This is a genomic window from Paracoccus sp. KKT209 (assembly GCF_055635455.1).
In genome coordinates this window covers 185630-211176 of the sequence record NZ_JBVMWB010000003.1, presented here as the reverse complement: position 1 = coordinate 211176, position 25547 = coordinate 185630, and the positions used below count along the sequence as shown (strand labels likewise).

Below are 25547 nucleotides of genomic sequence, written 5' to 3'. Positions count from 1 at the left end.
ATCATTCTCCGATATTGATACATGGCAGCATGGTGTCCCGCTTGGAACAGCGTGCGGGTGCCATTGTTCCCTGCAACTTCCGAGGGGCGTTGAAGAGGTCAGGTCCAAAACTGCAACAGGATCGCAGCAGCACCTGGCTTGCGCGGGAACATTGTGTGCCTGCACTTCTGCTGAGCGTTCCTTTGCTGACACCTTCCTTTTACGCCGTGACTCGCTGGACCAAGCAGACGCCACTGTCGATCGAATATTATCCGACGCTGGAAGGGCATCCCACGCGCATGGAAGCCGATAGGGGCGCTCGCCTCGCACTCATGCGTCAGGATATGGAGCCCATTGGTTGATGAAAAGTTCAGGCGACCAGTGGCGACTAAGCAGCCATTGCCAAGGTTGTTTGTTGACACCTATAGTTGTCAGATGGTCGAACTGATTCGAAGTGCTACTTTTGACCGCTGGCTAATAGGTCTCCGGGATCGTCGGGCCCTAGCCCGGATTACCGCGCGTCTCGATCGGCTTGCAGGTGGCAATCCCGGAGACGCCCAACCTGTCGGGGACGGGGTGTCCGAGCTTAGAATTCACTACGGCCCCGGCTACCGAGTGTATTTCATCCAGCGGGGCTCGGTTTTGATCGTGCTGCTCTGCGGAGGCGACAAGTCCTCCCAAGAGAAAGACATCACCCAGGCCAAGGCTCTGGCCGCAGAATGGAAGGGTTGAGCGATGCCTGAAGAGGCCTTTGCCCGTTATGACAGCGCCGATTACCTCAAGACCGAAGAGGATATCGCCGCTTATCTGGAAGCGGTCATGGACGAGGCGGGGGATGATCCGGCCTACATCGCCCGCGCCTTGGGCGTGGTGGCGCGGGCCCGAAACATGACGGCCCTTGCCCGCGAGGTGGGCATGAGCCGGGTTGGTCTCAACAAGGCTCTGTCTGGTGAGGGCAACCCAACCCTGTCTACGGTGATGAAGGTCGCCAAGGCGCTTGGCCTTAAGGTCTCGATACAGCCAGGGGTGTGATGGCCCGGTTCTTGTGTGTACGGAAATCCGGGATCCCAGCAGCGGCAGCCTACTCTGCAGCGCGACCTGTATAGCCGAACGTCCGGTTTGTCGGAGATTTTCCGATGCGGGCAATAGCCTCAGTCTCTGCGGCGCTGTCACCATCATCCGGCATGCTGGCGACCGCCTCAGACACTTGGCACCCCTTCAGCCGCACCCCTGATCTTGCGGTCGCCCCAATCGCGAGCGCGCTTTCCCCATAGCGCAATTCTGGACCCCCGCGATTTCCTCCTTGTCAGGTATTCCAACGCGGGCCACCGCCGCAGCCCCCGCCGCCAAACCCACGCCACTGCCCGCATCGAAAAACATCCGACTTGGCTGCCGATTGCTGCAGCTGCCGCCTCACCACCCTGCTCGAGGAGAAATCAACCATATGGGCGGAGAGCCGACGGGTGCAGGTGCGGCACTATGATAGCGGCAAACGGCTGAAGCAGCCGCTCAATGGCTGCAGCGCTGGACGTCCGCTACCCAAGCTGCAGCACAACGCGAGGAGCCAATCGCCGTAGTCAATTCCATTGCGTCGTTCTTTGGGTAGGATCTAGAGTCGTCGAGGACAGCCGGACGGGCGGTCTGCTTGCCTGACAGCTATTCCTCGCATGCATCTGGCTCAATATGTCCGTTGCGTGAGAGAATGCGCGCTACCAGTACGCATGCCACCGCCCAAGCGGCTCCGGCAAGCCAGCCAGCGGCGACATCCGTCGGCCAGTGGACTCCGAGATATACGCGGCTAATACCCACCAGAATCGTCAGGGTCATCGCAATCGAAAGCATATAGGCCTTTTGGCGCCGTTGCGGCAGCACGCGGGCGATCAGCACGCCAAGCGTAAGATATGCCACCGCCGCCATCATCGAGTGACCTGACGGAAAACTCGCCGTGTAAACGAAAGAGCCATGCGGCAAGAAATCTGGCCGCGGGCGGTCGAAAACTTCCTTGCCAATGCTGCTGAGGGCAATTCCTCCGCCTACGGCGACCAACAGATAGACCATGGACCCAATGGAACGGCGCATCAGAAAGAAGCCAGCGGCAAGCAATGTGGCACCTGCAATGACGACCGTTCCTCCAAGTGCCGTCAAATCACGAGCCATTTCTGCGACATGGGGCGACCCAATCGGATCTGAGACATCACCCGGCGTGCGCAAGGCAAGGAGGATATCGCGGTCTAGCCCATGTGTCGCACCTTCAAGGACTTCATCCGTGAGTTCAGCAAGACCCCAGACCGCGGCGACGATCAAGCACAGCAGCAGGAGACTGCCGGTCTCGACGTTCCGACGCAAAAGATCGATCAGGCCGGTTGGCCTTACATCAGACATCTCGCGATGCAGGCGGTTGCTTTGGGCGGTAGTTCATAGCCGTAAAACTCCGGGCCGCCTCCAAAGGTTCCTGGCTATGGTCAGTGCCGAACCGCACGAGTTCGCACCGCAGGACATACCCTTCAGGCTCCCCGGCAAAAATGTCCGGTCAAGGTCAGGTCAAGATTTCGAGCAATTCCAATTGCGATAAGGGCTGCATGCAGTAGCTTTGTCGGAGAGTGGTGCGGATGACTGCTTAGTCCGCATAGCAGGCGGCGATGCGGTGCAGGGGTTTGGCTGGCGCTTTGTTGGCGGCCAGATCTGCCAGTTGGCGTAGTTGCCCGGCCGATCGCGGGATCAAACCGGATCGTCAACAAACCTCGGCGACTGAGCGCTTTGTCTTAGGCCGGCCAGTTCCTGATCTTGTGGGTGGAGGGGGGCGGTTTGCTTATGTTCACCAGCTATCACACGGGCTCTGTGCATCAGAGCCGGTGACCGGCTCCGTTGCGGCTGGTCAGGGCATACGGTTATCTCCGCGCATGTCGCCGTTCCCCGGCAACAGCAGCGCCACCATCCCGTCCACGTTGAAGGGCTTGTGGCACCGCTGCACATCGGCGAAGCGAACCGGCATCTCCGCTGCGGCCAGACCTGTCAGCAGCACGAAGGGAATTCCGCGCCAGTTCAGTTCGTCGGCCACAAGGCAGGTGGCCTCGTGGCGAAAATCGAGATCGAGGATGGCACCATCCACCACGCCGGCAGCCGCGATCAGGGCGACGGCACACTCCACCGTCGACGCGATGCCCACCACCTCGGCTCCGGCCGCCTCGAACGCCTGCGCAATGTCGAGGGCGACGACGCGTTGCTGCTCGAGGACGATGACCCTGTGACGTCTTGCATCGCAGGGAGCGGCGTCACGCCCCCGGGGCGGTATTTCGGGATCGGCGCTGTCTCCGGCCACTATGGGTCTTGCAGGACTGTCATGGTTTCCCCCCGGCATGCATTGAAAAACAAGATCTACATGCCGATTTCCAGATCGCAGTTAACTTGGATTATCGTTACGAGACGATCATGGGCCGCGACGCCTCATTATCCGCGCCCATCATGCTTATGTTGAAGGCATCGGCAGCCGCGATCAGAGGCGCTGTCGGCCGAGAGACCGTGTGTGCTCCCGCCTCCGAGCCGGAGCCTGTTCATGCCACGCTATTTCTTTCATATCATCGACGGCCGCGACATGCGTGACGAAGTGGGCACCGATTTGCCTGACATCTACGTGGCGCAGTCCCAGGCCATCCATCTGACCGGCGAGGTGCTGCGCGACATGGGCGCGCGGTTTTGGGACAGCGGCGGATGGCGCCTCGAGGTCGAGAACGATCAGGCCCAGATACTGTTCGTGCTTCATGTCCTTGCCGAGGAGCGGCTGCCGCCTCACGCGGCTTCCTAGCCCATGCCCGGTCCCACAGGCGGCTGACGGGGCGTACTAGCGCCTTGGCTCCTTGCTGCCGTTTTGTTCCGTCAGGTGCAGATAGTTCGGATTGAACCCGCAGAAGGCCTTGAGACGCGGAATGTCCGGAATCACCAGCGTGCCGTTCTTGAACGTGATCAGGTTCTCGGCCCGCAGGCGTTGAAGAACCCGGTTCACATGGACGGTCGACAGGGCCATGGTGTCGGCGATCTCGGCCTGCGTGATGGGCAGATCATAGCTACCGTTGCTTGCCAGCCCCACCGTTTCCAGACGCATCAGCAGCTCGCAGAGCAGGTGGGCGATGCGCTGCTCGGCCGAACGGGCCCCGATATTGACCAGCCATTCGCGCAGCGTTGCCTCGTCCACCAGCGAGCACCACCACAAAGCCCGCGCTAAGGCCGGCCGCTCGGTCATTTCCAGGATCCGAGTCCGGGGAATGTCCACCACGCGGCATGGCGACAGCGTGCCGATGTTGTGGTCCATGGTGCGCAGGATAAAGATGTGCAGATCGCAGAAATCGCCCGGGACCAGGAACGCCATGATTTGGCGGTGGCCGTCGGGCAGCAGCTTATAGCGGCAGGCGAAACCCTCAACGATCAGACGCACGTGCGAGGGGTCGTCGCCCTCGCGGATCAGGTCCGCACGCCCGTCCACGAGACGGGCCGTTCGGACGGTGTGGTCGAGAAGGCGCCGGTCGGCATCGGGCAAGGGCGCGAAGATTTCCAGCTTGCGAGTCAGTAGGTTGTCCATTGTATTTCTCTCGTCACCCGCACGATTGCCGCGGACATGTCGCCCCATGAATGTCTGGTGGCATTACATCCACCATTTCTGCGGCGGCGAGATAAACCTACGTTAATGACACGTGCTGACAATGATCGGTATCTCTTGTGTCAAAATACCTTCCAGGACATCCAGAAAGCATCAGATGGACGATCTATTCAACCTCGTTCTGCAGACCAAGGATGCCCAGGAGCGTGCCCGGGACGCAGGGCTGCCCGAGACGGCGGCCACCTTGGACCGGCTGTGCCGCATGATCGCCGGACTGACCCTGCAATACCCCGGCATGCACCGCGCGACGGTAATCTCCTCCACGGCACCGGCACCACCGCCCGCCTACGCAGGCCGCGAAAGGCGCTGAAATCGGCAGCGATATCTGTGGTCGTTCCTGCTTAGGATCGTCGCTTCCAAGAGTTCGATTTATTCTGCGTGTCGGCCGTCGTGCCAACTGGGCTGCGAACATCGGCATGCGCCTCCCTGTTCCCCCGGCGGGTCGAGGCGCCAAAGGGGCCGGGTTTTGCCCGGCCCCGATCTCTTCGGTGGCGCGCTTTCGATGCAGACATCCGCAGCAGGATCAACCGGCTTATCGACGATCGTGCCATCACGTCTGGTTGTGTCGAACGGCTGCGGCTGGAAAGCCTGCAGATGGGCGCAGACACTGCAACGATGATCGGCTACAACGTCCCGAGTAGACTGCACTTTCTGGTGGCGTTGTCAGCCCACTGCCATCACCAAGGCCGACAACTCCGGCTTCAGATGGTCCAAGATCGGTAGGCGGGGCAATAGCCACAGGGCTCCGCTTGCTTCTGGATGAGAGATCAGTGGCAGGTCACTCTGAGTGGCAAGGCAATGACCGCAATGTCCCGCAAAGCGGAAGCTCGCCCGCCGCTCTAATCCGTTTGTTATGCGGATCGAAGCGGCCGTTCGCGGCACCTGCAATCGACCCCCATCTGCGTGAGGCGAGATCGACCGGAGGGGCGGGAAGCGGCTTGGTGGCGGCGGGGTCTGCCTACCCAGCCCTTACTCCTCAACATCAGAGCATACAGCACGCCTTCTGCGAAGATGTAACCTCCAAGGAACATTGGCCTTCCGAATCGGTTCGGTGTGAACAACAAGCTTCCCGCTCACGTCGATATATGTCCACGATAAGGCCAGGCACGGGAAAACGGAGAAAAGTTTGGATCTTGATGAGCTCTACCGTCTGTTGCGCGGCTCCCATATCCGGGCAACAGGCATTGTCGATACGATCCGTGACCCCTTGCTTGTGCTGGGCTCAGATCTTTCCGTAATCAGTGCCAATCCCGCATTCTACAGAGCGTTCAATACTCATCCCGATGAGACCATTGGGCTTGCCTTTACGGAACTGGGTAACGGGCAATGGAACATCGAGGAGCTGCACCATCTGCTCAGGGACGTGATCCCGAAAAGCGCCTCGATTTTCGATTACGAGGTCAGGGCGCAGTTCCCTGACGTCGGGCAGCGCACCATGCTGCTGAGCGCACAGCGGATCGAGCACCCCGACAGTCGGCAGCGCGTCCTGTTGCTCTCGATCGTCGACGCAACCGCGAGACGCAAGAAAGAAGAGGAAAAGGACATCCTGATCGGCGAGTTTGATCACCGGATCAAGAACCTGCTATCGGTCGTGCACGCTTTGGCGCGACAGACGCGCGTGGCAGACTGCACAGCAGAAGAATATCGGGACAATCTGATTGAACGGTTCGATGCGCTTGGCCGCTCACTCGAAGTGTCGGCGCAAAAAGATGCGCGACAGCTGGCGGACCTGATCACTCGCATCATGGAGCCTTACCGGAACGGGACCAGCCGGATCACGATCGCCGGTGGGCCTCAAGTTTCCCTGTCGCCCCCTCAGACCATGTCCCTCGGCATGATCCTGCACGAGATGGCAACGAACGCTCTCAAGTGCGGAGCCCTGTCCGCGCCACAGGGCCAGTTGCGCATTGCCTGGACATCCGAGAAGGAGGACGGCAGCCCGGTCGTCCGGCTCAGCTGGCACGAAAACGATGGCCCGACGGTTGCTTTCCCCGCGGGCAAAGGCTTCGGCACGAACCTCATCAAGTTCTCTGTCGAACAGGAGCTTGGCGGCACGGTGGAGCTTCGCTACCCGCCGGACGGCTTTGTCGCCGAGCTTACTTTTCCGCCCTTGTAACGCAGCTGTAAGGTCGTCATGCCCAATTTGAACAAGTCCTCTCCTGCAAACCGTTTCTCTGTTCTGATCGTCGAGGACGAGCCGTTAATCGCGCTGGATGTTCAGATGCTGCTGGAGCGGCAGGGTCATCACGTGCTTGGCCCAGTAGGCACTGTGGAGAAGGCCTTGGGCTTACTGGACAGTGCTCGACCTGATGTGGTGATCCTGGACCTCAACCTCCACGGCCAGCTCGTGACCCCGGTGGCGAAGCGGCTGCGGGACCTGACCATTCCCTTCATCATCGCTTCAGCGGATACCTCGGTGGTAGCCGGCGACGCAGTCTACGCCCAAGCCCAGGAAGTCGCGAAACCGATCCGCCTGGAGCATCTGTTGGCCGCGCTATATCGCGCTGTCGACGGGAAATAGAGACGGTCCCTTCCAGATGATCAAGGCGACACTACCTGGAAAGAGCGGGACCTTCACAAAGCTACACGACACCTGACGCCGCCGCTCAGCAGGAGAGCATCTTTGAGCTTTAGCCACAGGTCGTCCTTAGGCAGATGTGTCGCGACGATGGGAACAAACATCAGCGCCAGTATATTCCTGTGCGGGTCAGAGTTCGGCTCGCGAACAAGGAGCCTGCATGCCGATACCTTCAGATGCTCACGGCCGCCTCGCCGCGCTGCGTGAATTTGGAACCGATCCCGGGGCGCTGAGCGCGGACATCTATATCCCCGAGAGCTTTCAAAAGAACGGTCCGCTTGTGGTCGTGCTTCATGGCAGTACCCAGTCTGCAGAGAGCTATGATCTTGGATCAGGGTGGTCCACGCTCGCCGACGAGTGCGGGATTGCGCTTCTTTTCCCAGGGCAGCGCAAGTCGAACAACGCCCTTGGCAGCTTCAACTGGTTCAAGTCCGGCGATATCCACCGCGGCCGCGGCGAGCCGCTCTCCATTTTTCAGATGATCAAGCAAGTGGTCGATGATCATGCCGTAGACCCATCGCGGATCTTCATTACGGGCATGTCCTCGGGAGGTGCCATGACATCCGTGATGCTGGCGACTTACCCGGAGGTCTTCGCCGGAGGCGCGATCATCGCGGGATTGCCCTACCGCAGCGCGGGAAACCTGGTGGAGGCGCTTGTTCGCATGAAGGGCTATGGGGGACCGTCGGACGGGACTTTGGAAGCGTTTGTGCGCGATGCGTCAGACTTTAGCGGGCGCTGGCCGACCATTTCGGTTTGGCATGGTGGCAGCGACAATACTGTCGATAGCTCCAACGCCGACTCTATCATTCGACAATGGCAGAACATCCACAACGTCGAAGGGCCGCCGACACGGGTGGAGGAGGTGGACGGCTTCCCCCATAGAGTATGGTGTGACGATGCGGGGCAGCCGGTGATCGAGGAATACATGATCACCGACATGGGCCACGGTACGCCCATCAGTGCCGAAGGTACCGAGGGCCTGGGCGAAGCAGGCAAGTTCATGTTGGAGGTCGGTATCTCCTCAACCCGCCACATCGCCAGGTTCTGGGGCCTGACGCAGTGATAGAGCCATGGCGGCACTGGGGCTGTTGCCTGGGGTAACTTGAAGCACTGCAGGGGCGATGTTGCGCAAATCAGCCCCGAGCATGACTGCCCCCTTTCCCGCCATTCTTCAGCGGACTGCTTCGATCTCGGCCCTGCCAAGGGCCGAGAAGCGGTTCATGATGGCGATGCGGATCTGGATTTCGGCGGTCTGGCGGGCGGGGTCTCGTGACATGATCCTCTCGCCGAAGAGCTTCAGGCAGTTCATCAAAGCTTCGGCCCGACTTCGGGCGTGATAGCCGGTCCACTTCTTCCAGAGCACCCGGCCCAAGCGCCTGGTTGCCCGCAGGATCTCATTTCGCGCGGCAGCAGCGGGACAGTCTTCTTTCCAGGCGCGGCCATTGCGCCGGATCGGTATGACGGCATCCGCGCCTCGGTCGATGATCGCGCCATGGCATCGTCGTGTATCGTAAGCACCATCTGCGGTGACCGTGCCGATCGTCTCTTCCGGCGGGATCTGCGCCAGAAGCTCCGGCAGCAGCGGGCTGTCGCCTTGGCGGCTCGAGGTCAACTCGACCGCGCGCACATCCCCGGTGCCCGCGTCCATGGCGAGGTGGACCTTTCTCCATTGCCTCCGGCGTGACGGGCCATGTTTGCGGGTCTGCCACTCGCCGTCCCCGCGGAACTTGATACCGGTGCTGTCGATCAACAGGTTCAGGGGCTGCCCGGACGCGCGATACGGGACCTGCACCGCGATCCGCGCCTGCCGGCGGCACAGCGTCGAATAGTCCGGAACCGGCCAATCAAGCCCCGCCATCTGGATCAGGCTTTCAACCAGCCCAACCGTCTGCCGGAGCGGAAGCCCGAAGAGCACTTTCAGGGTCAAGCAGGTCTGGATGGCAGCGTCCGAGAAGGTCTCGGGTCGCCCGCGCTTGCCGGTCTTGTCGGCGTGCCAGACCGTCTCGGGATCGAACCAGACCGACAGCGAGCCGCGCTTGCGCAGCGCCGCATTGTAGTCTGACCAGTTCGTCGTGCGGTAGCGGATCGGGGAAGGCTTCGGCATGCCATCGACCTAACCCTCAGGACGCGCTCAGTGAATCCCCCTCACTGAGATGTGCAACAAGGTCGATCGGGCCTAAGGATGGAAACAGGACATCCCATTTTGCCCGCGCCAGGTTCAGTCGAGCATACCCTTGGATCCCAGCCACTCCACCAGGAGATCGGGCCATGTCTCTGCCGGCATGTCGCGGACCATGCGTAGCGAGAAGCCGTGTCCACCTTGTTCGAACTGGTGCAACTCGACCGGAACGCTGGCCTCCCTTAAAGCAGCCACAAGGCGGAAGGTGTTTTCCGGATTGACCGCGTCGTCGTCGTTGGCTCCGAAAATAAAGGTCGGCGGCATCTCGGCGGTGACGAGCTTGTCGATCGAGTGGGCGTTGAGTGTGGCATCGTCAGGTGTGGTGCCAAGCAGCTCCTCACGCGACTGCGGGTGGGTGATGCCCTCCTCCATGCTGATCACGGGGTATCCGAGAGCGAGGAAGTCGGGGCGGGCCGAGGCCGTATCCGTCTCGTCGACAGGCTCGTAGGCGTCGAGGGTGGGCGCGGCAGACAGCCATGCCGCCAAGTGCCCGCCGGCTGAGAACCCCAACACGCCCACGCGCGAGGCATCCAAACCCCATTCGGCCGCATTGGTGCGGATCAGACGCATTGCCCTCTGCGCGTCTGCGATTGGCGCATTGGTGGCCTGCCCGCCGCCCGGGAGCCGGTAAAGCAGTCGGAACACCGTGATCCCCGCCTCGTTTAGGGCCGGCGCGATCTCATCAGCCTCCTTGTCATAGACAACTCGCGCATAAGCACCGCCCGGTGTCACCAGCATCGCAGAACCATTGGGGTTCTCGGGCAGGTAGACCATGAGGTCAGGCGTCGTGATGTTGAAAGCCGCCCGGTCCTTCACGGCAGGGTCTTCCGAACGCTCGCGGATCTCTTGCGGCTCTTCGAACGTAGCGGACCCCAGGGGCGTATCCGGCCAGACCTCGATCTGCATGCGATCTGTCAAAGGTTCAGCATGCGCAGCAGCGCCCGCTATCCACATGCCAAGCGTTGCGACCGCAAAGTTGCGTTGGATCATGTATCTCGCCCTCCCATCGTGACCTGGGTCGGTCCAGGCCTTTGCGATCACAGCTTCGCGATTAGAGCTGTGGGCGTCCAGCCATGCAGGTTGCTTCCGGGACCAAATGATGACGATCGGTAAGCCCTTTGCTATAACGCTCGGCGGCTATGGGCCCCTCACGTCGGTGCCGTCCGAAGCACTGGCGGCAGCTATGCGACGACAAAGAAGCCGCTGATCTCTACAATCCGACAAGCCTTGGCCCCCTGCGACACCAAAGATGTAACATAAATTGGCTTTATCGCCGCAGGAGCTATCGGAGGGAGCCGGTCGGGCGTTCGGGCAAAACCGATAGATCGGCCTCCGCGCAGGAACCAAAAGGGGAGATGGTGGCTTGAGTTCTTGTGAATGTGATCTCCCTTCTCTGAAACTTCCCCTGGTGCGAGCGATCGTGCCGGGGGTTTTTCGTCTCCTGCCCCTCCCGTTCAGCTTCAGCAGCAGGATGAAGCTCGCGCTTTGGTCAGAAGTCCTCACCTTACCGTAGACAACGAAACATCGAGGGCTGCCGCGTGTTGGGTCACCAGGAGCGCAATGGCGCTGAACTGAAATAAAGGAGACGCAACATGACCATCGAACTCAAGAAGATCGCAGGTATTGGTGCCGTCGTCGCCGCCCTGGCCACTGGCCCGGTGATGGCGCAAGTATTCGATGACTGGGACAGCAACGCAGACCGTGCCTGGGACCAGAACGAATTCAACGAAGGCTGGGCTTCGTCCTTTGGCGATGAAGGTTCTGCCTTCAGCCGTTGGGACGAAGACCAGGACGGCGCCCTGACCGAAGACGAGTACAATGCCGGCGTGTTCAACACCTATGACCGTGACGGCAGCGGTATGATCGAAGAGCCGGAATTTGGTGATGTCGGCGATGACATGGGCGACGGCGGCTTCTGGGACGTCTGATCCCTTCGCCCCTTACGGACAAAGGGCCTGCGTTCGCGCAGGCTCTTTTTATGTCGAAGAGCAGCAAAAACCCCGCCGAGGCGGGGCTGCTGGTCACTCGGAACGCGGCACTCTGAAACCTGTAACGATGGAACGCGGTCCAACACGCTGCACCGCAGAAGGTTCCGCGAAGGTCAACTTGACGATCCCGCTTCTTTCTCTGAAGGGCGCAGAACCCTTTATGGCGTCATCAGATCACATGAAGGCGTCTTCCCAACTTGTGTGCCGAGATTATTCGCTGTCTGCACGAAGGCTGGTCAATCCAACAGATTGCGGCCGTCTCAGGATTGAACCTGGCGCTCCGCACAGGCTCCGCCATGAGACGATCTACCAGTATGGCTACTTGGCCGAAGGTCAATCAGCGCAACTGGCCCTTTTGCTCGAGCGGCGACAAAAGCGGAAGCCGCGCTACGCATGCAGGCCATGCAGCCGCGTTTTCTTGCGGAAACAAACTTCACACCCGCCCGTCCGGCCATGGGGTTCATCGGCCTGCTCGAGGAATTGTCGCGGCGCCTTGTGGATGATTTCGGCTCTTCCTACGAGAAAGCAGCTCTGCACTCGAAGGGTTGAGCTACAGACCGGGCGAGGTCTTTCTCGCCCGGTCATCCCGGGATGATGTTTTCAACATCTGCTCCCCTAAACCGCCGTGTAGATTTTTCAACTGTAGCCGAAGCAGACGCTTGGCCTGCAAGATCAAGCTTCATTTGCTTCTTGTCTACATCCTCGGCCGTTTGCCCCGGCCAAGGCCGGGGCAGTGCTTCTATCAGGGATTGCTCACCTCTCCGGCAGCGCCGCGTGTGCCCAGTTCAAGTTGGCGCATACCATTCTCGACGGTCGCAGGATCCCACATGTTCGGGCTCGCGGGCTGGGCCTGTGTCGCCATAAAGCCGCTCTCGGCAGGTTCTCCAGCTTCCGGAGGCGTATCCGACGCATCCTGAGCGGTTTCCGCCGGCGCGGAGTTGCTTTCACTGTTGCCGGACTGCGCGGGAAGCGGGGCCGCCAGCGCCAGCAGTTCCCCGGACGGACCCACGATCATGAAGACGTCTTCCTGATTTGCGGATTTGCCCTTCAGGACCGTTATTCCCTGCATGGGCTGGACTTGCTGCATGCCGGCCTGCTCAGCCTGACCCTTGGCTGCCTCGCTGTTGTCGGCCTGGCCGGATGTGGCAGAGCCGCCTGACGATGCGCTGCTGCCGCTCCCGTCGGAGCTGTTGCCTTCACCGCCCTGACCGCTGGCGCCACTGGACTGCGACGCCTGCTGCGGACTGTCGATCGGCTTTCCGGTCGGATCATAGAGCACGATATCGGCACCTTCCCGAAGCCGGGTACGAAGGCCCTCGACGGCTTGACGGCGCAAGTGCTCCTCGATCTGCGGTCGTACGGCCTCCAGCGGCGGCAGATCAGCCTGCCCTTGAGCCTGCGCAGTGTCATAAGACTGCTGCACGGCCTCATCCGTCACCGACTTCTCCAGTTCGCGATCAAGCCAGACCTGAACCATGGCGTCTTCTTGGGCGGTTTGCGTGTTGCTGTTGACCAGAGCGGTGACTTCCGGATCTTCGGCCAGGTTGTCTGCCCACGCCTCTTCCAAGATCAGCTGGCGCATGATCAACTGCTCAAGCGCAATCGGAACCAGCATCTGCGGCTGCTGCGATCGAAGTTGTGGCGGCAGCATGCCGATCACCGTCATCAGGTCCGACCCACGGATCTCGGTCCCGCCGACGGTGGCGATCAAGGCGTTGGCTTGGGCCTCTCCGGCCGATCCGGTCGTGCCGCCTGCGGACTGCGACGGCTGCTGCTGACCCTGGCTGGCCGATCCGCTTGTGGACGGGTCGGCATTCTGGCCCTGATCCGCCTGCTGAGTGGGCGTGCCCGTTTGGCCACTAGATTGATCCGGTGCCTGGCTATCCTGGGCCCAGGCCGGGCTGAATGCCAAAGGGATGCTGAGCGCTGCAGCGATGGCCGTGCTGCTTGTTCTCTTGCTGGTTATCGTCATCTCGTTCTCCTCCAATTTTGGCCGACAAGCCCGATGGGGCTTGAGGGTTTGCTGGGGTCCACGTGAGACAGAAGTTACTTTTGACTGATCGATGTCGTCCCCGTCATCTTCCTGACGTGCGCGAGCCGTGCTGAGAGGCGGCGGCGGCAGGAAGATCTCGACGTTCTGCGGACCGTAATGAAGAAGGCCGGCAGCACCGGCCTTCTCTTAATTCTGTTGCTGGATCAGACGTCCCAGAAGCCGCCATCGCCCATGTCGTCACCGACATCGCCGAACTCAGGCTCCTCGATGACGCCGCTGCCATCAGCGTCGTAGGAGCTGAAAACGCCGGCGTTGTATTCGTCCTCGCTCAGGGCACCGTCACCGTCGCCGTCCCAAGTGCTGAAGGCGGTCTCGTTTTCGCCGTAGATACCATCCCAACCGGCCTGGAATTCTTCTTCATTGAGGGCGCCGTCACCGTCGCCGTCCCATTCCGTCATTTCCTGCGCCATTGCGGGGGCCGCGGTCAGCGCACCGAGAACAGCAGCAATGCCAGCGATCTTTTTCAGTTCGATGGTCATGTTGTTTCTCCTTGGTCTGGTTTGCGCGGCATCTTGCCGCTGGTCGTGCCAACAGGTTCAAAGACCGGATGTTCCAGCACCTGTTGGTGTCGTTCAGGGGCCAACGGGCTGCCTGGGGTCGTTCAGACGTCCCAGAAGCCTTCGTCACCCATGTCGTCACCGATATCCGTCAGTTCCGGCTCTTCGATGATCCCGGTTCCGTCTTCGTCGTAACGCGCGAAGACGCCGTTGGTGAACTCTTCTTCATTCAGAGAGCCGTCCCGATCGACGTCCCATTCGCCGAGCAAGCCAACCTCGCGGAAGCCGTCAGAGAACTCGTTGGACAGCACAACGCCGTCGCCGTCGATATCCCAGGCTTCGTAGGTTTCGGCGGTGGCGTCGCGGTTCCAGTATTCGGGCGCGTCCGCGTCGACGACACCATACTCAGCCGCGTCCAAGCCGTCACTGTCGTCGCGATCATAGGAATTGTAGACGCCGCCGGTGAATTCCTCTTCAGAGATCAGTTCATCGCGGTCCTGATCCCAGTTGCTGAAGATGGCGCGCTCACGGAACCCTTCGGCGAACTCTTCCGCACTCAGCATCGCGTCGCCATCGGCATCCCATTCGGCCTCCTGAGCAAAAGCGGGCGCTGCCGTCAGGGCAGCGAGAATGGCAGCCGTGCTGGTAAGCTTCTTGATGTCGATATTCATCTGGTTCCTCCGGATTTTTCCGCTGGCAACTGCTTGCCGATCAAACAACAGCAGGAATGGCGGGATGTTCCTGCATTTAACGGCATTTCGAGGCGAGCCATTGAAATGCAGCATTAATTAGGTTGATGCTCGCAGGCGATTTACTGCCAGTCTGCAAGCGGGAACAATCTCATTGCCAAGCTGTTGGGTGCTCCAACCAAAGGAGGCTATGGTTATGAAGCGCAGGATCATGATGCTCACCACAGCGTTGGCTATTTCCCTCTCACCGGCTGCGGCGCAGAGTATATCTGACTGGGATGAAGATCAGAACGGTGAGATCACGCGAGCCGAATTCAGGACAGGATTTGACGAAGCTGGATTGTTTGTCACGTGGGACCGAAACGCCGATGACAGCATCGCTGAAATGGAGTTTGCGGAAGGGCTATATGGCTTTTGGGATCGGAATCGCGACGGCGACTTATCTGTCGAGGAGTGGGAGGATGCTGTTGACCTCTGGATTGGGGAAGGTGATGTCGATCTTTCCGCCAGTGTATGGGATGCCGACGGAGATGGTGTTATTTCTCAGTTCGAGTTTGCCAATGCTTTTCAAAAAGCAAATCTGATCGCCGAGTTTGGCGAAAACGAAGATGATGTTTTTAATGAGGAAGAACTTGCAGATGCATTATTCGACTCTGCGGATAGCGATGATGATGATCTTATTGTCATCACTGAAGGTGGGTTCTTTGCGACAGCGGTCGAGATGCTGGATGATCCGCTCGAAACGGATGTGAACCTGATAGAAGCAGGCGAGGCGTTTACGCAACTGCCCATCCCATGTGGGACCGGGAATGACTGCCAGCAGACGGCCTCCAACTTCTGTTCGGTTCTTGGATACGGAAAACCGATCGACGCTCTTGCGGTCGACGGGCAGCTCTACGTGGTCCGTTGCACGGACGACCCGCTGAACTAGATCCGCCGCAGCAACAGGAGGTGGCCCGTTGAGTTGGGCCGCACTTGATCAGGCCACTGCAGATGGAACGGAAGGGACCGGGGCTTATGCATCAGCAAGCAACTTTCTCTCGGATGACGGGAAAAGCAGCCATCCTGAGCTGTTTTTTCGTTGCCTTGGCCGATATCATTGCCTGGAGCCTGCTCGTCGATAACTACAGCCCTATCCGCAATACCATCAGCGCCTTGGCCGTTGGGTCGGGGAGCTGGCTTCTAGATCTTGGCCTTTGGACATTTGCCGCCGGATGCCTGGCTCTCGGTACCGGCATGCTGGTCTGGCACCGCAATGGCATGTGGCGGCTCGCAGCAGTCCTGGTGATGCTCATCGCTCCCGCTGTTGGAACAATTGCGCTCTTCAATGAGTATGCCGGCCAACACAATGCCGGAGCCGACATCCATATCAAGGCTGTCTACACCCTCGGCGTTCTGGTTGCTGTGGCCGCCCTGCTGGTCATCCGGCCCCTGGCGAAGGTCCACCGCGTGTTCGGCCAATCGGCTGCTGTTGTTGCGGGGCTTTGGGTGGTCCTGGCGCCTCTGTTCTTTATCGTTCCCGATGGTTGGGACGGAGCTTACGAGCGCGGTCTTGCGCTGCTTCTCCTGAGTGGAGTGGCATCCCTCGGTCGCATGATCGCCAGAGACGGACCTTGAGGGGAGCAACAATGGGCACTCGCGCTCAACAACCCAGACAGGTGGAGCCGTTTGAGCAAGCTAGCCATGCCTGGCACAAGCAAAACCCCAATGACTGACGGACTGCCTGGCAGCCTTCAGGGCATTATAGTTCGCGAACTGGCTCAAGAACCGGAGTTACCGGAGCGCCCGGAGACAAAGGCTCTGCTCCGGCAGGCATGTCCTCGGTTCCGATGGGTCCGGGACGGCCCCTTGCGGGCGTATTGGCGTCTTCAGGGAACCTGACATTAAGCGGATCCATGTCGGTTCCGCCGGGCACGACGGCCGCTATATCTACTGACTGATCGTCAAAAGGCCGTTCGTCGACACCCGGCGTGAAGATCGGACATCTGGCCCTCGCAGAGCCCGCCACCGAGGCCGACAATGAACTTCAAACGGGGCCCGAACGCTTACTCTCTCGGCACAACGAGTATGAAGCCGGTGGATTTTGGCGTCGGTTGATCGCCCGGATTAAAGCAGGCGTAGTAATATTCTCCCACGGGCGGAGTGCGAATAACCACTTCTACCACGCGCTCTGGCTGAACTAAAAAACCTCCGTAAGTTGCGTCATACACAGAACCGTCCATCTCCAGGATAGGAGCAGAAGCAAACAACTTCTGGGCAATGAACATCACCGGGAGCTCTGAATTGTTCACAAGATGCACCTCGAAGACATCAGACGGTGGAAGCCTGAGCTCCGGAGGCCCGCAGTTCACCTCGGAATTGACAGTCCAGATCCCGATTTCGATAGGGACTGCAGCGTCGCTTGCCAGGGGAGGCAAGCTTGTTGCATCCTGCGCGGACACTTGAGCGGCTACGAGGCACAGCCCGGCCGCTACAGTAAATCGACGCACTGAAGAGCGCGAAACCGTGAGCCACTCTTTGATCGCCCGGCTTAAGTGAATTGTGTCTGACATTGTCTTCACTCCTTAGTGAGGGGGTGCAGGACCGCGGGTCACTTTTCGATGGTGCCAAAACGGCAAAGTGGCTGCTGTTGTTCGGCATGTATCTCTCCCTTCGCAAAACTGGCGTAGAGAATGAGTACGGCGACCGCAGGAGAACGTTCGGGGAGGATCTGCCCGGACGATAGTGTCGGCTCGACCTCGACTATCGAGCCGCCTTTCAGGTCAATGAACTGGCACCGGAATGAGCCTTGGTGGCTACCGATCGATGCGTCAGGCATCGCCCGGTGCGGCATCATAAGTCTGGTGCGGGCTCAAGTGCCGGGGTCTCTGGTGCACCTGGCGCAAAAGGCTCTGCGCCGGCAGGCAAGTCGGCAGTCCCGATCGGTCCGGGATGACCACTCGCCGGGGTATTGGCATCCTCTGGAAACTTTATATTCGGTGCATCCAGTTCCATTCCCTCGGGAATGACAGCCTCAACGTCTACTGATTGGACGCCGTAAGGCTGCGTGTCAGCTCCGGGTGTGAAAACGAGGAAGGCAATCACCACCACGCCCAGCACAAAGATAAGGGCGGCAATGACGGGCATGTGTCGCGAGGGAGTGCGCTCTGGTTCATTATTGTGGGACATCAAGCATCAACGTTTTGGATAGGTGGCGGTTCCTTCTAGAAGCCGCGCAGCCCATCAATGTCCGCCAAGACGGCGTGTCAGGGCGCTCAGCGGGCTTTCTCGGTATGACTGTGGACCCTGTTTTAAAAGGGTTAACTGCTGCTGGCAAAACAAGGGCACAAAACTTGGCCGGCCAAGAGGGGACGTATGAAAGTGAGAATGGCGCGTCAGGTTCAAAGCCGTTAGGCGCTGCGCCGCACACGAGGCAACCAAGTCCGGCAACGCAGATAGCGCGCCCCCCTGTGGGGAGGGGAACATTGAAGTGCTGACGTCTGCGATGCCGGATCGCCTGCCACATGAGCCGACGCCGACGGCCTGTCTGCAATGGGCCGACAGCTGTTCTTGCACCTCTGTTGCTCCTCGAGGTGCTCAGTCACTCCCGCAGCACATGGCAGGTAGGGTTCCCGTCTCTCCTCCACGTGCCGGTTCGCGCCTCATCGGGTAATTCGCAGCAGGCGACCGTCTTCCTGATCCGTCACCAGAAGAAGCGACCCGTCGTCGTCGACCTCGACGTCACGGGTGCGCTTCAGGTCGGGCAGGACGCGCTCTTCGGTCTGAACCAGGCCGTCTTTTCCCAGGGAAAGGCGCACGAGGCCGCCGGCGACGAGGGCCGAAATGAGGAAATCGCCCTGCCATTCCGGGAACATGTCGCCGTCATAGACGACAAAATCATTGGGCGCGATGACGGGGTCCCAGAAGTAGAGCGGCTGAGCCGTGCCCTCCATCTTCGCCTTTCCAGTCCCGATCGGAGCCCCGCCGAAGCGGTCATAGCGCCGGCCGTAGGAGACCAGCGGCCAGCCATAGTTCAGGCCGGGCTCGATCTTGTTCAACTCGTCGCCGCCCTGTGGACCCATCTCAAGCACCACGAGCTGGCCCTCCACGACCTGCGCCCCTTGGATGTTGCGGTGTCCGTAGGACCAGATCGCATCATCGGCCTCTGCGTTACCCACAAACGGGTTGTCCTGGGGGATCGAACCGTCCGGGTGAAGACGGATCGTCTTGCCCCATGTGGCGCCGAGTTGCTGCGCACGAGGCCGGTTCTCGAAGGTGAAGCGCTCGCCCGTGGTGATGAAGACGTGATCCTGGTCATCGAACGTGATGCGGCTGCCATAGTGCAGGGGCTCGGGGGCAGAGGGGTTCTGAACCCAGATGTCTTCGAAATCCTCGACAGTGTTGAAGTCCTCGGAAAGCCGGCCGCGACCGACGGCCGTGGCGGACATCATCATGCCCTCGGAATCGTTGCCGGTGGGCTTGGCGTAGGAAAGATAGATCATCCGGTCTTCGGCAAAGTTCGGCCCGGTCTCGACGTCGAGCAGGCCGCCCTGCCGTTCGTCCCGGACCTCGGGCGTGCCACCGATAGGGTCCGACAGGACGCCCTCGGAGGTGACATGACGCAAGGCTCCCATGCGCTCAGTCACCAGATAGCCTGAATCGCCGGGCAGGTTCTTGATGGCCCAAGGATGAACAAGACCATCCACGATGGTCTCGACATCAAGCTCGGCCTCGGTCACGGCGATGGGTGCGCGGAACTGTGCGTCGAAGGCCGGCGGATATGATGTGTTGCGCTCCCCCCCATTCGAATTGCGGATCGTCGGAGGATTGCTGATCCGTCTGTGCTGCGGCGGCGGAGGCGATAAGCAAGGCAGCGAAGGCTGCCCAGGTCGGCATGTTGATCATGGCGTTTCCTTTGCAGGTGCGATGTCAGTTCAATGCTCTACCTCTGGCGAACCCTTCCCTGCCGCGCATGTTCCCAAGTGCCGGATACATAACCTCCGGAACATCTCTCGGGGTATGGGGTTGGCTTGACCTTGGAATGTATCCTCGCGTGCGTCGCGTCATCGGTGGAGGTCCAGCTTGGCTCAGGAAAATCAACAGGAGTCCCGGTATCGCTGGATCGGGATCGGGGTTGCCAGTGTCGCATTGCTCGGGTGGCTGCTTGCGCTCTATTTCTGGTCGGCCTCGGCTGAAGCAGAAGACGAGCTCGAGCATCAGGTCGCATTGGCCGGATCGGCCGCCGAGTTGGAAACCCGCGTTGCGGCATTGCAAGGCCAAGCGAACCAAGCCGAGACTGTCCGGGATCAAGTTGTCAGCGCGCTTGCTTCACTGGAGCGGCAGTTGGAAGACGCGCAGGAAGGTGCGGCGGCGCTGGAGGCTCGGGCGCAGTCGCTTCGTGAAGAACACGAGACGCTTCAGGCAGAGATTGCAGGAGGCAAAGACGTGCTGGCCACCCTGAAGGAGGAAATTGCACACGCCCGGCAAGAGATCGCGCAGACGTCCCAGGAATTTTCCGATGTTGGAGGCCGGCTGGAAAAGGCGCGGCGTCAGGAGGCTGATCTGCAGGCGCGACTTTCTGATCTGACGACCACGGTTGCGCGACTGACCGAAGAGGCCTCGGGGGCGGAAGAGCGGGTTCAGACGGCTCGCGAGGCTGAGGCGTCGCTTGAGCAGCAGGTCGCCGCTGCCCGGAAAGAATTAGCAGCCATGGAAAGTACGCGCGGCACCGTTGTTCGGTCGGTAACGGCGCTCGTCCAGCGCCGGGAGGAACTGGCCAAGGATACCGTTTCGGCTGAAGAGAAGATGCAGACGATGCAGGAGCTGCTGGTCGAGATGTCCCGCACACTTGCCGCTCGCAGCGAGCGCTTGGTGGAACTTCAGTCCCAAATCGCCGAGCTGCAGCAAGAGGCAGGGCGCCCGGCTCGGGCCGCGATCGCAGGCTTGTTGCTGGACGAACTGTACCTGCACGGACCTGTGACAGTCATGTTTGGTCCGGAGGGGTCGTTCCAGATGGCGAATATCGAAACCGGCGAGGCCCTGGCTGGCACATATTCTCTTGCAGAAGGCTTTATAACCTTGAGCGAGGTCGACGGGGAGTTGCACGAGGCTCGGTTCCCGATGCGCTGCGGGATCACTGCGGAGGGTGCCGGATTTATACTCCACGACCAGGACGGTTCCTGCGCCGATCTGGCGGAAGTGTCCTTTAACCGCGTTGGACCCTAGTACTTCGCACCCGTCGGACGCTGCGAGAGGTGGAACAATCTGCCGGTATGAGAGCCCGACAACGGTCGATCCTTTAGTTCACTGGTCTGATGTGTGACTTGATCCGCCCACAGTGTTCTCGGCAGGTTGACTGCTTAAAAAGGTGAGACATAGCGCAGGTGTGGGCCCAACACGTCTTTCGGCTGTTTTTAGTGAGCCCCCCGCAATGCCCCAGCAAAAGTTGCCGTTGCACAGGGGAGGCAACTGAGCGTGCGCCGTGGCGGCCGATGATCAGCTGCACTTCTTTTAGGTGATTGTCTATGGAACCAACACGCATTGCGGTAGGGTGACTTCAGTCCTCGCTGCCTGACATTGGAGCACTGACACGGTACCCCGCTGTAGAAGGACACGGACGCCCCCGATCACTGGCTGAGACGTGCCGCCGCTTCGATGGAGGCTTCGGCCTCGGCGAGGTCATCGGGGTTCAGGCTCGGTGCATTTCGGGCAGCAGTCGGGTGGTGGCAGAGCGTTGCGACCACGGCGCGGTGGTCGGAGCCGAATTCCGGCAACGTCTCGAAGTTCTGCACGGTGAACTGCGGCTGGAACAGGATGTGGTCCAGCGGCCAGGAGATCACCCAGCTCTTGGTGTCGTAGGTGGGATGCAGACCACGTCCGACGCGCGGGTCCAGGAGGCCGCCGATCCGAATCGCCCGGTGCGTGACACGTTCCCAAGGCACGGCATTGAAGTCCCCGGCAAGGATGGTGGCATTCGACGATGCCCGTGCGTCCAGCGCGGCGGACAGGATATGTGCATCCCGCAGCGTGGTGGGCTGCGACCAGGGAAGCGGCGGGCGCGGATGGAGGCCAGAGAAGTCGATGACATCGCCGCCGCGCAGTCGCAGTTGCGTGAAGGCGGTGGGGGTATAGGCGTCGAAGAGGAACCGGAATTCGGGTGAGATGAGTTCCAGCTTTGACAGGAGGTGCATGCCGTAGAAGGCGTGATCTTCGGGGATGCTCTGGATACGGTTCGGAAATGCGTCCGCCAGCACCGACAGGCGCTCGTCCCACCACGCATCCGTTTCCATCACCAGCAGGACATCGGGATCGACCCGCGCGACCTGATCCAGGAAGATGTCGGCGCTTTCGTTCCGGCGCTTCACATTCGCGCTCATGATACGGATGGACTGGCCTTCCGCGCAGGACGCGTCGGTCAGAACGGTCTGTTCGGCCAGATCGGTATAGGGGTAAAGCTTGTGGATGTGGTAGCCAAGCGCTGCCGCTGTACCGATGATGGCGGTCCAGCCGACCCAACCTGACCGCCCCCGCACGGCAAGAAAGAGCAGCAGCAGAACCACCAGCGCGACCATGAACTGCAGCCGTGGGAAGTCCAGAAAACGAATCCACCAGACATTCGTCTCGACCAGGGGCAGCAGAGACGCCGCCACCACAGTGCTCAGAAGCGCCAGGATGACCTTGGCCATCACCAGCCTGACCTTGCCGTTGTCTCTGCCCACTGTGACCTCCCTCGAAGCGCTTCTTCCAGTTGTCCGGGCAAGATCCGACCGTCGTAAGCTGACAGCTGCAGGCCGCGGATTGTCAGACGGAACCTTTGGAGTCCTTGCGCAGTTCCGAAGGCAAACCTTGGGAGCGCGCAGGAGCGCTCAGGAAGTGGTTGAAGTTGCTGAGACATCAACAGCAAGAACCTGTCCACATAAAGGGGCGACTGGCAGGAACAATGCCGGCGTGAGCCTGTTTCATGTGCTCAAGCGCCTTAGCAATCAGGGGTGAAAAACACGACATAGGAGGGTTGAAATGACCAACTTTGCACGAGTTTCTTCCACAGCTATGGCCTTGGCATTGGCGGTGACCGCACCGGCTTTTGCCCAAGCCACATGGACCTACAACGACATCGACCAGGACGGCAACCTTGAGCTGAGTTCCGTCGAGTTCGAGAGGGCTGGGCGCGAGGTATTCGTTGCCTGGGATGCCGACAGAAACCAGATCATCGATGAGAACGAGTTCTACGGCGGCGTCTATGATGCCTGGGACCTGGACCGCGACGGCATGCTGACCGAAGCGGAATACGGCACTGGGTGGGACACCTGGTTCAGCGACCATGACCCCATCGCCTATGGCGACCTCGATCTTGATGCAAACGCCATGCTGATGGACACGGAATTCGCCACCGGCCTTGGCGAGGCGGAGGTCTATGACTCTTGGGCTGCCGGCGGCGAGCTTGGTGAGGAGCAGTTCGTCACCGTGCTTTATGGCGTCTATGACGCTGATGACGACCTGATCGTCACCCAGGCCGAATACGACGTCGTCGGGGTGTTCTGGACAGCAGATGCCGCCACGACCGAGACGCTCGAAGCCGAGGTGATCTCGCTCAACGATTGGACCTATGACGATCTCTATGCCAACGGCATCAGCGCGGAAGACTTCATCGACGAGATGGAAGTCTATGACGTGACCGGCGAGGAGATCGGCGATGTCGAAGACATCATCATCGGGCCGGATGGCCGGATCGCGTCGATTGTGGCCGAAGTCGGCGGCCTGTGGGATATCGGCGATACCCATGTCAGCGTCCCCTATGCCGAAGTTGTCATGAGCGATGACGGGCTTGGCGTTGTCATTCCGGTGACCGAGGAGACGGTGGGCAATTACGGCTTTGACCGAGACGTCTTCACGGCCGGGTCCGCTACCAGCGAAGTGGTGAGCGGCGTCGACGATGCCGAGGTTCTGCGCGGCTGGCGCGTCTCGGAACTGATCGGCGACTATGCTCGCATCCGCGATGGCGACGTCTATAGCAACTATGGCTATATCAGCGACCTGCTTCTGCAGGATGGGCAGGTGGCAGCCGTGGTCGTTCAAGCCAATGATGCGTATGGCAGCGGCTACCGTGCCTATCCCTATCAGGGGTACGGTGCCGGGTCCGGATGGGACGCAGGCTCGCCCTATTACGACATGCCCTATGGAGCGCAGGAAGTCGGTGAAACCGAAACCTTCGACTACGGGCGCTTCTGATCCAGCGTCGCTGTTCCGGCCCCGCCTTGAAAGAGGCGGGGCCGCCGCTTGCGACAGGCGAAGGGTTAATGCAAATCAAGCCTGAAGAGTTTGCTGTCACACCTGGGCCTGTCGAAGGAGACAAAGCCGATCTATGGCGAGATTAACAGCGCGTGCTTGATTGGAGTGAGCGACAGGCAGACGTCCTTTCTTGCCCGTGATGCGGCAATCCATCCCTTGCCTGGCCGCGTGTCCGAATTTCTCGCCAGCCAGCGGAAGCCTTATGGTGCAGCGGCCCAATAAGGGATGCCCCAAGCCCGCCTCTGCGGTCTAATCCCCAAACCGATCATCTTGCGGGTTGGGCATTCTGTGTACAGCTATGGCCCCCGCTCGAAGGGCCGCCCCGAGCTTGGCGGGTCTGGTCCGCTAATGGGATGTGCCGGCTGCTTCCCCACCGTCGTGTTATCCTGAACCGGGATCAACCGTGCAACAAGGACAAGCAGCCATGTGTGCCAAGAAACAAGGAAGCCTCGAAAATCTCTCCATAGTCGGTGTCGATATCGGGAAGGACGTGTTCCACCTGGTCGGCTTTGACCGATCGGGCCAGGTCGTTCTGCGGAGGAAGATCAAGCGTCTCGCATTGCAGGAAACATTCGGCATGCTTCCGCGGTGCATCGTCGGGATGGAAGCCTGCCTTAGTGCCCATGTCGTCAGCCGCACTCTGCGTGGGATGGGCTTCGAGCCGCGGATCATACCTGCGATCTACGTGAAGCCTTTCAACAAGGGTCAGAAGAACGACTACAACGATGCCGAGGCCATCGCCGAAGCCGCCTTGCGCCCGAACCTACGAACCGTCCCGGAGAAGAACCAGGACCAGCTTGATCTGCAGGCGCTGCATCGTGTTCGTTCAAGGCTGGTGTCGCGCCGGACCGCGACCATCAACCAGATCCGCGCCTTTCTGATCGAGCATGGGATCACCGTGCGCTCTGGCCTGCGGGCCCTTAACAACTCGTTCGAGGCAATCCTCGATCAGCGCCGGGATGAGATCTCGCCCCGGATGCGCGGGGTTCTGACTGGCCTTCGAGACGATTGGCACTGGCTGGATAAGCGGATCGACCAGCTCTCAGACGAGATCAAGGAGGTCAGCCGGAGTGAGGAAAGCTGTGCCCGGATCATGTCGATCCCCGGCGTCGGCCCGATGATCTCGACGGCGATGGTTGCAGCCATCGGGAAGGGGGAAGCCTTTGACCGAGGGCGCGACTTCGCGGCTTGGGTAGGCTTGGTGCCCCAGCAGTTCAGCACGGGCGGCCGAACAATCCTCGGCAGGATCACCAAGCGGGGCAGTCGGTATCTTCGGATGTTGCTGGTTCAGGCGGCGCGGATCATCATGATGCGCCCCCACCTTTGGCCGAACTTCAGCTTCGGCAACTGGCTGGCCGGAGCCGTGGCACGCATGCCCGGCAACAAGGCCGCCATCGCGCTGGCCAACAAGCTGGCCCGGATCGCCTGGAGCATCTTGCGTCACGGCACCAGCTTTGACGCTGCAAGAGACAGAGACATGGTGATGGAAGCCGTCTGAGGCTTCCTCCGCCATCACGACGTTCGCGAAAGAGAGAACAGCATGGAACGGATCAACTACGCCCCCAGAGTCTGAGAGCCCTAAGGGTCGTCATCGACCTGTCCGCTAATGAGACCAAGGCGCGTGCGTAACCCCATCATGGCCACGGCCCACGAGCCGATCCAA

Annotated in this window: 28 protein-coding genes; 15 read left to right on the top strand and 13 right to left on the bottom strand. The window is 60.4% G+C overall.

All coding sequences use genetic code 11. The features are described 5' to 3' along the window. Nucleotides 1-41 precede the first annotated feature (41 nt). The 3 genes from ACZ2G3_RS18885 to ACZ2G3_RS18875 all read left to right on the top strand — a co-directional run bounded on the left by ACZ2G3_RS18885 (nucleotide 42) and on the right by ACZ2G3_RS18875 (nucleotide 1011). The gene (locus tag ACZ2G3_RS18885; protein ID WP_470399882.1) at nucleotides 42-341 is read left to right on the top strand and encodes a hypothetical protein; all 300 of its coding nucleotides are present in this window, start codon (nucleotides 42-44) and stop codon (nucleotides 339-341) included. Nucleotides 342-414: 73 nt separating this feature from the next. Continuing rightward, the gene (locus ACZ2G3_RS18880; RefSeq protein ID WP_470399880.1) at nucleotides 415-711 is read left to right on the top strand and encodes a type II toxin-antitoxin system RelE/ParE family toxin; all 297 of its coding nucleotides are present in this window, start codon (nucleotides 415-417) and stop codon (nucleotides 709-711) included. Between the two features lie 3 nt (nucleotides 712-714). Then, nucleotides 715-1011: an addiction module antidote protein gene (locus ACZ2G3_RS18875; protein ID WP_470399879.1), complete on the top strand. Its 297-nt coding sequence runs from the start codon at nucleotides 715-717 to the stop codon at nucleotides 1009-1011. A 624-nt stretch (nucleotides 1012-1635) separates the two neighbouring features. Here the strand turns inward: ACZ2G3_RS18875 and ACZ2G3_RS18870 are convergent. Together ACZ2G3_RS18870 and ACZ2G3_RS18865 are read right to left on the bottom strand one after the other, a co-directional pair. Continuing rightward, nucleotides 1636-2361: a phosphatase PAP2 family protein gene (locus ACZ2G3_RS18870; RefSeq protein ID WP_470399877.1), complete on the bottom strand. Its 726-nt coding sequence runs from the start codon at nucleotides 2359-2361 to the stop codon at nucleotides 1636-1638. A gap of 493 nt (nucleotides 2362-2854) precedes the next feature. Beyond that, nucleotides 2855-3298, bottom strand: coding sequence for a response regulator (locus ACZ2G3_RS18865; RefSeq protein WP_470399876.1), 444 nt, complete (start codon nucleotides 3296-3298; stop codon nucleotides 2855-2857). A gap of 234 nt (nucleotides 3299-3532) precedes the next feature. On the opposite strand from ACZ2G3_RS18865, the gene ACZ2G3_RS18860 reads away from it, so the two are divergent. Next, a complete protein-coding gene (locus ACZ2G3_RS18860) occupies nucleotides 3533-3781 on the top strand; it encodes a DUF6894 family protein (RefSeq protein ID WP_470399874.1) in 249 nt (82 codons plus the stop codon). A 36-nt stretch (nucleotides 3782-3817) separates the two neighbouring features. Here ACZ2G3_RS18860 and ACZ2G3_RS18855 read toward each other — a convergent pair whose 3' ends face one another. After that, on the bottom strand, nucleotides 3818-4510 hold the full coding sequence (locus ACZ2G3_RS18855) for a Crp/Fnr family transcriptional regulator (RefSeq protein ID WP_470399873.1): 693 nt from the start codon (nucleotides 4508-4510) through the stop codon (nucleotides 3818-3820). Between the two features lie 217 nt (nucleotides 4511-4727). Here ACZ2G3_RS18855 and ACZ2G3_RS18850 point away from each other — a divergent pair, with 217 nt between their 5' ends. From ACZ2G3_RS18850 to ACZ2G3_RS18835, 4 genes are all read left to right on the top strand, one after another. After that, nucleotides 4728-4940 (top strand): hypothetical protein, encoded by a 213-nt coding sequence (locus ACZ2G3_RS18850; protein ID WP_470399872.1) that lies wholly within the window; start codon nucleotides 4728-4730, stop codon nucleotides 4938-4940. A gap of 816 nt (nucleotides 4941-5756) precedes the next feature. Beyond that, a complete protein-coding gene (locus tag ACZ2G3_RS18845; protein WP_470399870.1) occupies nucleotides 5757-6746 on the top strand; it encodes an HWE histidine kinase domain-containing protein in 990 nt (329 codons plus the stop codon). An 18-nt stretch (nucleotides 6747-6764) separates the two neighbouring features. Further along, nucleotides 6765-7151, top strand: a complete 387-nt coding sequence (locus ACZ2G3_RS18840; RefSeq protein WP_470399868.1) for a response regulator — start codon at nucleotides 6765-6767, stop codon at nucleotides 7149-7151. Between the two features lie 217 nt (nucleotides 7152-7368). Next, nucleotides 7369-8274, top strand: coding sequence for an extracellular catalytic domain type 1 short-chain-length polyhydroxyalkanoate depolymerase (locus tag ACZ2G3_RS18835; RefSeq protein WP_470399866.1), 906 nt, complete (start codon nucleotides 7369-7371; stop codon nucleotides 8272-8274). Between the two features lie 108 nt (nucleotides 8275-8382). Here ACZ2G3_RS18835 and ACZ2G3_RS18830 read toward each other — a convergent pair whose 3' ends face one another. Both ACZ2G3_RS18830 and ACZ2G3_RS18825 read right to left on the bottom strand, forming a co-directional pair. Further along, nucleotides 8383-9315, bottom strand: a complete 933-nt coding sequence (locus ACZ2G3_RS18830) for an IS5 family transposase (protein WP_470399864.1) — start codon at nucleotides 9313-9315, stop codon at nucleotides 8383-8385. Nucleotides 9316-9429: 114 nt separating this feature from the next. Continuing rightward, nucleotides 9430-10380: an alpha/beta hydrolase gene (locus ACZ2G3_RS18825; RefSeq protein ID WP_470399862.1), complete on the bottom strand. Its 951-nt coding sequence runs from the start codon at nucleotides 10378-10380 to the stop codon at nucleotides 9430-9432. A 602-nt stretch (nucleotides 10381-10982) separates the two neighbouring features. Between ACZ2G3_RS18825 and ACZ2G3_RS18820 the strand changes: the two genes are divergently transcribed. Both ACZ2G3_RS18820 and ACZ2G3_RS18815 read left to right on the top strand, forming a co-directional pair. Further along, nucleotides 10983-11318 (top strand): EF-hand domain-containing protein, encoded by a 336-nt coding sequence (locus ACZ2G3_RS18820; protein ID WP_470399860.1) that lies wholly within the window; start codon nucleotides 10983-10985, stop codon nucleotides 11316-11318. A gap of 453 nt (nucleotides 11319-11771) precedes the next feature. Beyond that, nucleotides 11772-11927 carry a hypothetical protein gene (locus ACZ2G3_RS18815; RefSeq protein ID WP_470399859.1) on the top strand — a complete coding sequence of 52 codons (156 nt, stop codon included), beginning with the start codon at nucleotides 11772-11774 and terminating at the stop codon, nucleotides 11925-11927. Between the two features lie 193 nt (nucleotides 11928-12120). Here the strand turns inward: ACZ2G3_RS18815 and ACZ2G3_RS18810 are convergent, their stop codons facing one another. From ACZ2G3_RS18810 to ACZ2G3_RS18800, 3 genes are all read right to left on the bottom strand, one after another. Next, nucleotides 12121-13350 carry a hypothetical protein gene (locus ACZ2G3_RS18810; RefSeq protein WP_470399857.1) on the bottom strand — a complete coding sequence of 410 codons (1230 nt, stop codon included), beginning with the start codon at nucleotides 13348-13350 and terminating at the stop codon, nucleotides 12121-12123. A 224-nt stretch (nucleotides 13351-13574) separates the two neighbouring features. Then, the gene (locus ACZ2G3_RS18805; RefSeq protein ID WP_470399801.1) at nucleotides 13575-13910 is read right to left on the bottom strand and encodes an EF-hand domain-containing protein; all 336 of its coding nucleotides are present in this window, start codon (nucleotides 13908-13910) and stop codon (nucleotides 13575-13577) included. A 122-nt stretch (nucleotides 13911-14032) separates the two neighbouring features. Next, on the bottom strand, nucleotides 14033-14599 hold the full coding sequence (locus ACZ2G3_RS18800) for an EF-hand domain-containing protein (RefSeq protein ID WP_470399856.1): 567 nt from the start codon (nucleotides 14597-14599) through the stop codon (nucleotides 14033-14035). A gap of 214 nt (nucleotides 14600-14813) precedes the next feature. Here ACZ2G3_RS18800 and ACZ2G3_RS18795 point away from each other — a divergent pair, with 214 nt between their 5' ends. Further along, entirely contained in the window at nucleotides 14814-15548 is a 735-nt protein-coding gene (locus ACZ2G3_RS18795; protein WP_470399855.1) for an EF-hand domain-containing protein, read from the top strand. Nucleotides 15549-15610: 62 nt separating this feature from the next. Next, nucleotides 15611-16234 carry a DUF998 domain-containing protein gene (locus ACZ2G3_RS18790; RefSeq protein ID WP_470399853.1) on the top strand — a complete coding sequence of 208 codons (624 nt, stop codon included), beginning with the start codon at nucleotides 15611-15613 and terminating at the stop codon, nucleotides 16232-16234. A 428-nt stretch (nucleotides 16235-16662) separates the two neighbouring features. Here the strand turns inward: ACZ2G3_RS18790 and ACZ2G3_RS18785 are convergent, their stop codons facing one another. From ACZ2G3_RS18785 to ACZ2G3_RS18770, 4 genes are all read right to left on the bottom strand, one after another. Beyond that, the gene (locus ACZ2G3_RS18785; protein ID WP_470399851.1) at nucleotides 16663-17169 is read right to left on the bottom strand and encodes a cupredoxin domain-containing protein; all 507 of its coding nucleotides are present in this window, start codon (nucleotides 17167-17169) and stop codon (nucleotides 16663-16665) included. Between the two features lie 38 nt (nucleotides 17170-17207). Further along, nucleotides 17208-17435 carry a hypothetical protein gene (locus tag ACZ2G3_RS18780; RefSeq protein WP_470399850.1) on the bottom strand — a complete coding sequence of 76 codons (228 nt, stop codon included), beginning with the start codon at nucleotides 17433-17435 and terminating at the stop codon, nucleotides 17208-17210. A 14-nt stretch (nucleotides 17436-17449) separates the two neighbouring features. Then, nucleotides 17450-17743, bottom strand: a complete 294-nt coding sequence (locus tag ACZ2G3_RS18775) for a hypothetical protein (protein ID WP_470399848.1) — start codon at nucleotides 17741-17743, stop codon at nucleotides 17450-17452. 515 nt (nucleotides 17744-18258) lie between these two features. Beyond that, nucleotides 18259-19335, bottom strand: a complete 1077-nt coding sequence (locus tag ACZ2G3_RS18770) for a PQQ-dependent sugar dehydrogenase (protein ID WP_470399847.1) — start codon at nucleotides 19333-19335, stop codon at nucleotides 18259-18261. A 343-nt stretch (nucleotides 19336-19678) separates the two neighbouring features. Here ACZ2G3_RS18770 and ACZ2G3_RS18765 point away from each other — a divergent pair, with 343 nt between their 5' ends. Further along, nucleotides 19679-20821, top strand: coding sequence for a hypothetical protein (locus ACZ2G3_RS18765; RefSeq protein ID WP_470399845.1), 1143 nt, complete (start codon nucleotides 19679-19681; stop codon nucleotides 20819-20821). A 401-nt stretch (nucleotides 20822-21222) separates the two neighbouring features. Here ACZ2G3_RS18765 and ACZ2G3_RS18760 read toward each other — a convergent pair whose 3' ends face one another. Continuing rightward, complete coding sequence (locus ACZ2G3_RS18760) at nucleotides 21223-22314, bottom strand: endonuclease/exonuclease/phosphatase family protein (RefSeq protein WP_470399843.1); 1092 nt, start codon at nucleotides 22312-22314, stop codon at nucleotides 21223-21225. A gap of 298 nt (nucleotides 22315-22612) precedes the next feature. Between ACZ2G3_RS18760 and ACZ2G3_RS18755 the strand changes: the two genes are divergently transcribed. Then, complete coding sequence (locus ACZ2G3_RS18755; protein ID WP_470399841.1) at nucleotides 22613-23824, top strand: PRC-barrel domain-containing protein; 1212 nt, start codon at nucleotides 22613-22615, stop codon at nucleotides 23822-23824. A gap of 484 nt (nucleotides 23825-24308) precedes the next feature. Then, the gene (locus ACZ2G3_RS18750; protein ID WP_273742991.1) at nucleotides 24309-25382 is read left to right on the top strand and encodes an IS110 family RNA-guided transposase; all 1074 of its coding nucleotides are present in this window, start codon (nucleotides 24309-24311) and stop codon (nucleotides 25380-25382) included. Nucleotides 25383-25547: the final 165 nt, after the last annotated feature.